We start from the raw sequence: 10,233 nt of genomic DNA, 5'->3' as shown, positions 1-10,233 counted from the left end.
CGTTGGCGGGCGGTTTCTCTCGTTTTCAACATCTTTGTTGGTTGTGCGTCTGGCGCCCGTCGGGGTGCTGCCTCCCCCCCCCCCCCCCCCCCGCCACATTGGGGCGTTTGAACCCAGTTGGATCGTCAGGGCGCCCGGAACGCCCATGAGTTTCAGGGCAGCAGGACGATCTTGCCTCGCGTGTGCCGCCGCTCCAGTTCGCGGTACGCGTCGCGCACGTCGGCGAGCGGGTACGTCTTCGCGATCGGGATCTCGAGCAAACCCTTGTCCAGCAACGCCGCCAGCTCCGCGAGGACCCCGGCCTCCGCCGCGTCGATGTTGCCTTCCCGCTTCACGCCGTACTTCTCGGCCGCCGCGAAGTCGATCACCGTGTCGATGCGGTCGGTGTGCACGCCGAGCTTCAGCGCCAGGTCCACGTAGCCCGAACCGAACGTGTCGACGAACGCGTCGACCTTGCCACCGGACGCCTCCTTGATCCGCTCCTCGACGCCTTCCCCGTAGGCGACGGGAACGACGTCGTGCTGGGCGAGCCACGCGTGGTTGCCCGCACCGGCGAGACCGATCACCTTGGCACCGGCCAGTTTCGCCAGCTGCACGGTGATCGAACCGACCCCGCCCGCCGCGCCGGAAACCACGACGGTCTCCCCCTCGCGCGGCGAAACCGCGCGCACCGCCGCGTACGCGGTGGTCCCGGCGACGAACAGCGCGCCGGCGACCTCCCACGGCACACCGGCGGGCTTCGGCGTCAGGTTTTCCGCCTCCACCACGACGTACCGGGCCTGGCTCGATCGCGAGTGCACGAAGCCGATGACCTCGTCGCCCACGGTGACCCCGTCGACGCCCTCGCCCAGTTCGGCCACGACCCCCGCGAGATCACTCCCCTGCCCGGACGGGAACGTCGCGGGCCATTGCTCGGCGAAGACGCCCTCGCGGATGTACGCCTCGCCCGGGTTGATCCCGGCCGCCCGCACCTCGACGAGCGCCTGCCCCGCACCGGGCACCGGCCGCGGCACATCCTCCACGCGCAGCACGTCGATCCCGCCGTACCCGTCGAACCTCACTGCCTGTGGCATGCCCCTGCTCCCTCTTTCGTTCGTTGCCCGGAACCAACAACGAACGCGCGGGATTTAATCCGGGACCGCGAACTCAGCCGGCGAGCCTGCGGACGACGCCGTCGGCCAGCAGCCGCCCCCGATCGGTCAGCACGGCCCGGCGCCGACTGTCCAAAGCGGACTCGTCGAGCAGCCCCTCCGCCGCTGCCACCCTGGCTTCGGCGAGCCCGTCGGCGTCCAGCGCGTCGAGCGGAAGTCCTTCCACGACACGGAGTTCGAGCATGACGCGTTCGAGATGCCGGTCGGCTTCGGTGAGCACCTCGCGCCCGGCCGCCGGGGAGTTCCCCTCCGCGAGCAGCGACGCGTACCGCGCCGGGTGCTTGACGTTCCACCACCGCACCCCGCCGACGTGACTGTGCGCGCCGGGGCCCGCGCCCCACCAGTCACCGCCGCGCCAGTAGCCGACGTTGTGTCGGCACCGCGCCGCCTCCGACGACGCCCAGTTCGACACCTCGTACCAACGCAGCCCCGCCGTCGCGAGCGTCGCGTCGATCAGCTCGTAGTACTCGGCGAGCGTGTCGTCGTCGGGCGCGGGCAGTTCCCCGCGCCGGACCCGGCGGGCCAGCGCGGTACCCTCCTCGACGATCAGCGCGTACGCCGAGACGTGGTCGACCCCGGCGTCGAGCACGGCCTCCAGCGAAGCCCGGAGATCCTCGACGCGCTCCCCCGGCGTCCCGTAGATGACGTCCAGGTTCACGTGCTCGAACCCGGCGGCCCGCGCCTCCCCCGCCGCCGCGACGGGCCGGCCGGGCGTGTGCACCCGGTCGAGCACCTGCAGCACGTGTTGCGCGGCGGACTGCATCCCGAGCGAGACGCGGGTGTACCCGGCCTCGCGGATGCCCGCGAAGAACTCCGGCGACGTCGATTCCGGGTTCGATTCGGTGGTCACCTCGGCGCCGTCCGCGAGCCCGAAGGCGCCACGGACGGCGTCGAGGACCGAAGCGAGGCCGTCGGCACCGAGCAACGACGGCGTCCCACCGCCGACGAACACGGTGTCCGCACGCGGCGGCGTCCCCAGCACCCGCGCCGCGAGGTCGAGTTCGCGCCGCAAGCCCTCCAGCCACGAACTCGGCGACGAGCCGGAGCCCAGCTCGCCCGCGGTGTAGGTGTTGAAATCGCAGTAGCCGCACCGGGTCGCGCAGAACGGGACGTGGACGTACACCCCGAACGGGCGAGTACCCAGTCCGTTCAGTGCGCTCGCGGGCAGGGCGGATTCGACCGGAGTGGTGGCTTCGGGCAGCAGCTGGGGCACACCCCAGTGTCCCTCACCCGGCCAGACCGCTCTCGGCCAGCCACTGCGGGTCGGGCGCGATCAGCTCGATCACGTCGACCAGTACGCCGTTGGGGTCGCGGACGAAGAAGTGCCGCTGCCCGTACACCTCGTCCACGAGCGGCTTGACGATCTCGGCGCCCGCCTCGCGCAGCCGCTTCTCCTCCGCAGCCGCGTCCTCGACGACGAAGCCGAACATCGCCCCGGAGGGCTCCTGCCACCGGTACGGCTCCGGCGTCGACTCGTGGCCGCGCCGGATGAAGCTGATCTCGTAGCCGGGCACGCCGACGTTGAGGCTCGAGAACCAGTCGAGTTCGACGGTGACCTCGAAGCCGAAGTACTCCCGGTAGTAACGCGTGGTCGCGGCGACGTCGTCGACCAGGACCCCCGCACCGAAACCCTTGACCTGCATCCCGATCTCCTCTTCACCGAATCACTATGTCCGTAGTACTCTAATCATAGTGGTTCGGATCGGGCAAGGAGGATTCAAAGGTGCGGCAGAACTCCGAACGGCGGACGGCGCTGACCGACGCCGCCGTCACCGTGCTCGCGAAGGTGGGCGCCCGCGGCCTCACCTATCGGGCGGTCGACGTCGAGGCGGACGTGCCGCCGGGGACGACGTCGAACTACTTCCGCAACCGGGACCAGCTACTGGTGGCGGCGGGCGAACGGGTGCACGAACGCCTGTCCGCGCCCGCCGAGGTCATGACGAACCCACGCGCGGAACTGCCGTCGAAACATCGGCTGAGCGAACTGCTCGACGCGCTCGTCAACAGGCTCACCATCGATCGCACCGTCTACCTGGCGCTGCTGGAACTCCGGCTCGAAGCGACCCGGCGGCCCGATCTCGCGAAGGCGTTGACCCGCACCGTGCGCGAAGGATTCGACCTGAGCGTCGAGTTCCACGAGAGCGCCGGACTGCCCGGCGGCCGCGACGCCGTCCTATTGCTTTACCTCGCGTTGACCGGGCTCACCGTGGAACGGCTCACACTTCCCGGCGCCTTCGCGGACATCTCGGACAGCGACGTCGTCGAAATGCTGGTGGAGCACACATACCGAGGAGGCCGAAAGTAGGCCAGATCACGTGCCAGAGGAGCAGCGCAGCGACCGCCTGCTTTCGGCCGGATCGGTATCTACCAGCACATTCGCAGGTCGTGAAGGTGCTCCCACTATTCGGGCACGGCTAGACCACATTGTGGGCACATGGCACCCTGAGCCGGTGACTCCCGCCGGTGTACCGCTCGTGGCCCGCCGCCACGTCGACCTCCTGCGGGTCGCCAGTGCCCTTTGCGGGCCCGCCGACTGACTCCCCGCCGCCACCACTGCCACGAACTGGACAGCCGGCGCCGGGCGCGCCGCGCGAACTCCCCGCGTCCACGGTGTGCCGGGTGCCACAACCCCGCCCACGGAGGACGCATCATGGCCTCGCCCACGCGTGAAACCCCGAGCAAGGCACGCGCCCCACGAGCCAGGCAGCGCCGCGGCGAAGGACAGTGGGCACTCGGGTACCGCGAGCCACTGAACCCGAACGAACGATCCAAAAAGGACGACAACCCGCTCAACGTCCGCGCGCGGATCGAGAACATCTACGCGCACCGCGGGTTCGACGCGATCGACCCCGGCGATCTCCGCGGCCGGTTCCGCTGGTTCGGCCTCTACACCCAGCGCAAGCCCGGGATCGACGGCGGCCGCACGGCGACGCTGGAGCCGGAGGAACTGGACGACCGCTACTTCATGCTGCGGGTCCGTCTCGACGGCGGCGTGCTGAGCACCGAACAGCTGTCCGTGCTCGGCGAAATCTCCCAGACCCACGCGCGTGACACGGCGGACATCACCGATCGCCAGAATATCCAGTACCACTGGATCCAGATCGAGGACGTCCCGACGATCTGGGACAAACTGGAAAAGGCGGGCATGACGACGATGGAGGCGTGCGGCGACAGCCCGCGCGTCATCCTCGGCTCGCCCGTCGCCGGGATCGCGGCCGACGAGATCATCGACGGCACCCCCGCGATCGACGAGATCAAGCGCCGCTTCATCGGCGATCCCCGCTACGCCAACCTGCCGCGCAAGTTCAAGACCGCCGTTTCCGGGCTGCCGGACGTCGCGCACGAAATCCACGACGTCGCGTTCGTCGGGGTGAACCATCCCGAGCACGGCCCCGGTTTCGACGTCTGGGTCGGCGGCGGGCTGTCCACCAACCCGATGATCGGGCAGCGGCTCGGCGCCTGGGTACCCCGCGACGAGGTGCCCGACGTCTGGGAAGGCGTCATCAGCGTCTTCCGCGACTACGGCTACCGGCGGCTGCGGGCGCGGGCGCGCATCAAGTTCCTGGTGAAGGACTGGGGCGCCGGGAAGTTCCGCCAGGTGCTGGAGGACGAGTACCTCAAGCGCAAGCTGATCGACGGCCCCGCGCCCGAGGTCCCGGCCGTCCCGATCGACCACGTCGGGGTGCACCGGCAGGTCGACGGCAAGTTCTACGTCGGCGCCGCGCCGGTCGCCGGTCGTGTGTCCGGCGGCACGCTGCTGGCGGTCGCGAAGGCGGCCGAGCGCGCGGGCTCGCAGCGCGTCCGCCTTACGCCGCAACAGAAACTCGTCGTGCTGGACGTCCCCGATGCCGAAATCGCCGGGCTACAGGCCGAACTCGCCGAGCTGGGCCTGCAGACCGACCCGTCGCCGTGGCGGCGCGGGGTGATGGCGTGCACCGGGCTGGAGTTCTGCAAGCTCGCGATCGTCGAGACGAAGGCACGCGCGCAGCAGCTGGTGGCCGATCTGGAAAGCCGCCTCGCGGACATCCAGGGCGAGCTGGACACCCCGGTGAGCGTGCATCTCAACGGCTGCCCCAACTCCTGCGCCCGGGTGCAGACCGCCGACATCGGGCTCAAGGGCCAGATCGTCACCGACGACGACGGCAACCAGGTCGAGGGCTTCCAGGTGCACCTGGGCGGTGGCCTCGGCCTCGACGCCGGGTTCGGCCGGAAACTGCGCGGCCACAAGGTGACCGCCGGTGAGCTGACCGGTTACGTCGAGCGGGTCGTCCGGGCCTACATCGCCGGGCGCGAGCCGGGCGAGCGGTTCCCGCAATGGGTCCTGCGGGCCGACGAGAGCGTGTTGCAGTGAGCTCGGCCGAACGCGCCGCGCCGTTCTACTGCCCGTACTGCGGGGACGAGGACCTGCGGCCGGAAGAGAACGGTTCGTGGCTGTGTTCGGCTTGTAGAAGGCTTTTCTCCGTGAAATTCCTGGGGCTCTCACTGCCGGAGGTATCGCAGCCATGACCGCTACAGCCGATTACCGCACGCTCGCCGAACGCGCCGCCAAGGAGCTGGCCGAGGCGACCGCGGACGAGGCGTTGCGCTGGACGGTGGAGACGTTCGGGGACGACTTCATCGTGGCCTCGAACATGCAGGACGCCGTGCTGATCGACCTGGCGACCAAGGTCAAGTCCGATGTGGACGTTCTGTTCCTGGAGACCGGGTACCATTTCGCGGAGACGATCGGCACCCGCGACGCGGTGCAGACCGTCTACCCGGACGTGAAGATCGTGAACGCGCAGGCCGAGCAGAGCGTCGCGGAGCAGGACGCGGAGTACGGGGCGAAACTGCACGACCGGGATCCGAACCAGTGCTGCCAGCTGCGCAAGGTGGTGCCGCTGCGCAAGACGCTGTCGAACTACTCCGCGTGGGTCACCGGGGTGCGCCGGGTGGACGCGCCGACGCGGGCGAACACCCCGATCGTCACCTGGGACGAGCGCAACGGGCTGGTGAAGGTCAACCCGATCGCGGCGTGGAGCGACGAGGAGTTCAACGGCTACATCCGTGAGCACGGGATCCTGGAGAACCCGCTGGTCTCGGCAGGCTACCTGTCGATCGGCTGCGCACCGTGCACCGCGAAGGTCGCGCCAGGGCAGGACCCGCGCAGCGGCCGCTGGGCCGGGCAGTCCAAGACCGAGTGCGGCCTGCACGGCTGAGGGAAGGGAAGCATGACGACGTTGGAGTCGGCCAAAGACGCCGCCCAGGACAACCTGGCCGCGCTGGAATCCGAGGCCATCCACATCTTCCGTGAGGTCGCCGGCGAGTTCGACCGGCCGGTGATCCTGTTCTCCGGCGGCAAGGACTCGACCCTGCTGCTGCACCTGGCGATCAAGGCGTTCTGGCCGGCCCCGGTGCCGTTCCCGCTGCTGCACGTGGATACCGGGCACAACTTCGACGAGGTCATCGACTTCCGCGACCGCGTGGTCGAACAGCACGGCCTGCGGCTGGTGGTCGCGAAGGTCCAGGACTGGATCGACGACGGACGGCTCGAGGAGCGCGCGGACGGGATGCGGAACCCGTTGCAGACCACGCCGTTGCTCGACACGATCGCCGAGAACAAGTTCGACGCCGTATTCGGCGGCGGCCGCCGCGACGAGGAGCGTGCCCGCGCGAAGGAGCGGATCTTCTCGCTGCGCAACGCCTTCGGCCAGTGGGAGCCGCGGCGGCAGCGCCCCGAGCTGTGGAACCTCTACAACGGGCGGCACCGCCCCGGCGAGCAGGTCCGCGTCTTCCCGCTGTCCAACTGGACCGAGGCCGACGTCTGGAACTACATTGCCCGCGAAAAGGTCGAACTGCCTTCGATCTACTACGCGCACCGCCGCGAGGTCTACCTGCGCGACGGCATGTTGCTGGCCGAAGGACCGTGGGGCGGCCCGCGGCCGGGTGAACAGGTCAAGGAGCTGATGGTGCGCTACCGCACCGTCGGCGACGGCTCGTGCACCGGCGCGATCGAATCCACAGCGTCCACTGTGGACGAGGTGATCGCCGAGGTGCAGGCGTCGCGGATCACCGAGCGCGGTGCCTCCCGCGCCGACGACCGGATGTCGGAAGCGGCCATGGAAGACCGCAAGCGAGAGGGTTACTTCTGATGTCGAGCTTGCTGAGGCTTGCCACCGCCGGAAGCGTGGACGACGGCAAGTCTACTTTGGTCGGTCGGCTGCTGTACGACACCAAGTCGGTGCTGGCCGACCAGCTGGACGCGGTCACCCGCGCCAGTGTCGACAAGGGACTGTCCACTCCGGACCTTTCGCTGCTGGTGGACGGGCTGCGCTCGGAGCGCGAGCAGGGCATCACGATCGACGTCGCCTACCGGTACTTCGCCACGCCCAAGCGGAGTTTCGTGCTCGCGGACACGCCGGGGCACGTGCAGTACACCCGCAACACCGTCACCGGCGCCTCCACCGCGCAGCTGGCCGTGCTGCTCGTCGACGCGCGCAAGGGCGTCATCGAGCAGACCCGGCGCCACGCGGCGGTCCTCGCGCTGCTCGGGGTCCCGCAGCTCGTGCTGGCGGTCAACAAGATCGACCTCGTCGGCTACGACGAGGCCACGTTCACCGTGATCGCCGAGGAGTTCGCCCGGTACGCCGGATCGCTGGGCTACGAGCGCGGCAGTGTGCTCGCGATCCCGGTCTCGGCGCTGGTCGGCGACAACGTCGCCGAGAAGTCCGGGAACACGCCGTGGTACGCCGGGCCGACGCTGCTGGAGCATTTGGAAGACGTCCCGGTCGCGCCGGACCCGCACGACACGCCGTTCCGGTTCCCGGTGCAGTACGTGATCCGGCCGCGCACCCCCGAGTACCCGGACTACCGTGGCTACGCGGGCCAGATCGCGGCGGGCACCGTCCGCCCCGGTGACGAAATCGTCGTGCTCCCACACGGGTTGCGCTCGCGGGTGGAGCGCATCGACACCGCCGATGGACCGCTCGCGGAAGCGGGCGCGGGCACGTCGGTGACGCTGCTGCTCGCCGACGACCTCGACATCGCCCGCGGTGAGCTCATCGCCGCCGCGGGGAATCCACCCCGGGTGACCGACGAGATCACCGGAACACTGTGCTGGCTGTCCACGAAGCCGCTCAAGCCCGGCGCGCGGGTGCTCGTCAAGCACGGCACCCGGACCGTGCAGGCACTCGCCGACGAGCTGCACGCCCGTTTCGACGAGCAGACGCTGTCCAGTGTGGACGATCCGGCGGCCTTGGAACTCAACGACATCGGCCGGGTCACCCTCCGGCTGGCGGAGGAGATCGGGGTCGACGACTACGGCGACATCCCGCGCACGGGCGCGTTCCTGGTGATCGATCCGAAGGACGGCGACACCCTTGCCGCCGGGCTGGTCGGAGAGCGGTTCTCGTGACGCCGCCGCTGGTCGCCGTCGCGCACGGCAGTCGTGATCCCCGCTCGGCGGCGACCGTCCGGGAACTCGTCGACGTCGTGCGCGCGCAGGCACCAGGGACCGACGTCTACGAGTCCTTTTTGGACCTTTCCGAGCCACTGGTCACGGACGTCCTGCGGCGGTTGTACGACCAGGGCCACCGCGAAGCCGTCGTGGTCCCCCTGTTGCTGGGCAGCGCCTACCACGCGCGGGTCGATCTTCCCGCGCTCGTCGACGAGGTCACCGCGGACCGGCCGGACTTCTCAGTGCGGGTCTCCGACGTCCTCGGCATCGACCCGGCGCTGGAAACCGTCGCGCTGGACCGGATCGCGGCGGCGGATCCGGCCGCTCCGGGCACCGGGATCGTGGTGAGCGGAGTCGGCTCGTCCAACGCCGGCGCGAACGCCGCCGTCGCGGATTTGGCCGCCCGCTGGGAAAAGCGGCTCGGCGTCCCGGTGAGCGAGGCGTTCGCCAGCGCGGCACAGCCGGACATCCCGGCCGCCATCGCCCGGCTTCGCGCCCGCGGCGTCCGGCGGATCGTCGTCGCGTCGTGGTTCCTCGCGCCGGGTCTGCTGCCCGATCGGATCGCCACGCTGGCCGGTGCCGGGGAAGCCGCGTTCGTGGCCGAAGCGCTGGGCCCCGATCCGCGCGTCGCGGAGGTCGTTCTGCACCGCTACGCCGCGGCCGTTCCGCGGCCCGCCCGGGTTTCTTCCTGAGCACACCACTTTCCGTATCAGTGGTCCGGACCATCCCGGGTGCTGAATCGGCTCATCGGTGAATCTTTTTCACATTTTCGTCACCGGGCTCGCATGTGAACCGTGGATCCTTGACGGACTTGTTAACTTGCCGGTAACTCTCTAAGCGCCGCGCGGCTTCGTTTCTCCCCCTTCGTCCCCAGGTAGGTAGAGCATGAAGACAGCCCTGCGCCTCACCCGTCCCCGTGTCGCGGCCGTCGTCACGGCGGCGCTCGTCCCGCTCATCGGTCTCGCCACCCCGGCTTCGGCGGCGACCAGCGTCAACTTCGACTGCGAGGCCAACGCGCCGGTCGTCGGCCCGCAGCACGTCAGCCTCAAGCAGGACGCCACGGTCACCGCGCCCGGCACGGTGACGGCGGGCGGCGCGCTCGACGTCGTCATCGATCCCGCGCCGAACACCGTGCCCAGTGACGTGAGCGGCTACAAGGTCAAGGAGATCAAGGACTTCGCGCTGAAGATCCCGATCCCGGCCAACTCGACCTTCGTCAGCGCCGACCTCACGGGCGGCTCGGGCCTCGGCTCGACCCCGCCGAAGCTGACGGTGGCGAACGGGGTGGCGACGCTCGCCTTCCCCGGCCCGATCGCGGGCGGCTCGACCTTCGAACTGCCGACCGTGACCGCGCACCTCAAGGCGGGCACGTCCGGGAAGATCGAGACCAAGCTGGCCGGGACGAGCTACCAGGACCCGGGCCTGACCTTCACCGCCGTGGTCAACCAGATCGTCGACATCTCCGCGCCGACGGCCTGTTTCCCCAACCCGAGCCCGGTCTTCACCACGACGACCATCGGCTGATCCGCATGCCGTCAAGGCCACCTTACGGGCCCCGCCCCGCCCCGCCCGGGGGGCGGGCGCGCGGTGGCGCGCGGGGGGGCCCCCCGCCCCGGGGGGGGTTATAACAACCACCCCCCCCCCACA

General features: G+C 69.9%; 12 protein-coding genes. 9 read left to right on the top strand and 3 right to left on the bottom strand.

Going from position 1 to position 10,233, the window contains the following annotated elements; translation table 11 throughout:
- Positions 1-152: 152 nt before the first annotated feature.
- From ACFWY9_RS43530 to ACFWY9_RS43520, 3 genes are all read right to left on the bottom strand, one after another.
- The gene (locus tag ACFWY9_RS43530; RefSeq protein ID WP_378341647.1) at positions 153-1,073 is read right to left on the bottom strand and encodes an NADP-dependent oxidoreductase; all 921 of its coding nucleotides are present in this window, start codon (positions 1,071-1,073) and stop codon (positions 153-155) included.
- 73 nt (positions 1,074-1,146) lie between these two features.
- A complete protein-coding gene (gene hemW, locus ACFWY9_RS43525; RefSeq protein WP_378341646.1) occupies positions 1,147-2,364 on the bottom strand; it encodes a radical SAM family heme chaperone HemW in 1,218 nt (405 codons plus the stop codon).
- A 13-nt stretch (positions 2,365-2,377) separates the two neighbouring features.
- Positions 2,378-2,794 (bottom strand): VOC family protein, encoded by a 417-nt coding sequence (locus ACFWY9_RS43520; RefSeq protein WP_378341645.1) that lies wholly within the window; start codon positions 2,792-2,794, stop codon positions 2,378-2,380.
- 80 nt (positions 2,795-2,874) lie between these two features.
- Here ACFWY9_RS43520 and ACFWY9_RS43515 point away from each other — a divergent pair, with 80 nt between their 5' ends.
- The 9 genes from ACFWY9_RS43515 to ACFWY9_RS43475 all read left to right on the top strand — a co-directional run bounded on the left by ACFWY9_RS43515 (position 2,875) and on the right by ACFWY9_RS43475 (position 10,110).
- On the top strand, positions 2,875-3,456 hold the full coding sequence (locus tag ACFWY9_RS43515; protein ID WP_378341644.1) for a TetR/AcrR family transcriptional regulator: 582 nt from the start codon (positions 2,875-2,877) through the stop codon (positions 3,454-3,456).
- 10 nt (positions 3,457-3,466) lie between these two features.
- Positions 3,467-3,688: a putative leader peptide gene (locus ACFWY9_RS43510; protein WP_378341643.1), complete on the top strand. Its 222-nt coding sequence runs from the start codon at positions 3,467-3,469 to the stop codon at positions 3,686-3,688.
- Between the two features lie 113 nt (positions 3,689-3,801).
- Positions 3,802-5,502: a nitrite/sulfite reductase gene (locus tag ACFWY9_RS43505; protein WP_378341642.1), complete on the top strand. Its 1,701-nt coding sequence runs from the start codon at positions 3,802-3,804 to the stop codon at positions 5,500-5,502.
- Positions 5,499-5,657 (top strand): Insertion element protein, encoded by a 159-nt coding sequence (locus ACFWY9_RS43500; RefSeq protein ID WP_378326700.1) that lies wholly within the window; start codon positions 5,499-5,501, stop codon positions 5,655-5,657. The genes ACFWY9_RS43505 and ACFWY9_RS43500 overlap by 4 nt, the downstream gene beginning before the upstream one ends.
- Complete coding sequence (locus ACFWY9_RS43495) at positions 5,654-6,349, top strand: phosphoadenylyl-sulfate reductase (RefSeq protein WP_378326699.1); 696 nt, start codon at positions 5,654-5,656, stop codon at positions 6,347-6,349. Before ACFWY9_RS43500 ends, ACFWY9_RS43495 begins: the two co-directional genes overlap by 4 nt.
- Positions 6,350-6,361: 12 nt before the next feature.
- The gene (gene cysD, locus ACFWY9_RS43490; protein ID WP_378341641.1) at positions 6,362-7,282 is read left to right on the top strand and encodes a sulfate adenylyltransferase subunit CysD; all 921 of its coding nucleotides are present in this window, start codon (positions 6,362-6,364) and stop codon (positions 7,280-7,282) included.
- The gene (locus ACFWY9_RS43485; RefSeq protein WP_378326697.1) at positions 7,282-8,544 is read left to right on the top strand and encodes a sulfate adenylyltransferase subunit 1; all 1,263 of its coding nucleotides are present in this window, start codon (positions 7,282-7,284) and stop codon (positions 8,542-8,544) included. Before cysD ends, ACFWY9_RS43485 begins: the two co-directional genes overlap by 1 nt.
- The gene (locus ACFWY9_RS43480; RefSeq protein WP_378326696.1) at positions 8,541-9,278 is read left to right on the top strand and encodes a sirohydrochlorin chelatase; all 738 of its coding nucleotides are present in this window, start codon (positions 8,541-8,543) and stop codon (positions 9,276-9,278) included. Before ACFWY9_RS43485 ends, ACFWY9_RS43480 begins: the two co-directional genes overlap by 4 nt.
- A 193-nt stretch (positions 9,279-9,471) precedes the next feature.
- A complete protein-coding gene (locus tag ACFWY9_RS43475) occupies positions 9,472-10,110 on the top strand; it encodes a cyclase (RefSeq protein WP_378326695.1) in 639 nt (212 codons plus the stop codon).
- The last annotated feature ends 123 nt before the right edge of the window (positions 10,111-10,233 follow it).

Origin of the sequence: Amycolatopsis sp. NPDC059027, from assembly GCF_042739735.1 — a bacterium.
Taxonomy (GTDB): domain Bacteria; phylum Actinomycetota; class Actinomycetes; order Mycobacteriales; family Pseudonocardiaceae; genus Amycolatopsis.
The sequence above is the reverse complement of the archived record's forward strand: the minus strand, read 5'-3'. Positions and strand labels throughout refer to the sequence as shown.

Coding starts and splice junctions, on each gene's coding strand:
- ACFWY9_RS43530 (WP_378341647.1), bottom strand. CDS start 1,073: ATGCCACAGGCAGTGAGGTTCGACGGGTACGGCGGGATCGACGTGCTG.
- ACFWY9_RS43520 (WP_378341645.1), bottom strand. CDS start 2,794: ATGCAGGTCAAGGGTTTCGGTGCGGGGGTCCTGGTCGACGACGTCGCC.
- ACFWY9_RS43505 (WP_378341642.1), top strand. CDS start 3,802: ATGGCCTCGCCCACGCGTGAAACCCCGAGCAAGGCACGCGCCCCACGA.
- ACFWY9_RS43495 (WP_378326699.1), top strand. CDS start 5,654: ATGACCGCTACAGCCGATTACCGCACGCTCGCCGAACGCGCCGCCAAG.
- cysD (WP_378341641.1), top strand. CDS start 6,362: ATGACGACGTTGGAGTCGGCCAAAGACGCCGCCCAGGACAACCTGGCC.
- ACFWY9_RS43485 (WP_378326697.1), top strand. CDS start 7,282: ATGTCGAGCTTGCTGAGGCTTGCCACCGCCGGAAGCGTGGACGACGGC.
- ACFWY9_RS43475 (WP_378326695.1), top strand. CDS start 9,472: ATGAAGACAGCCCTGCGCCTCACCCGTCCCCGTGTCGCGGCCGTCGTC.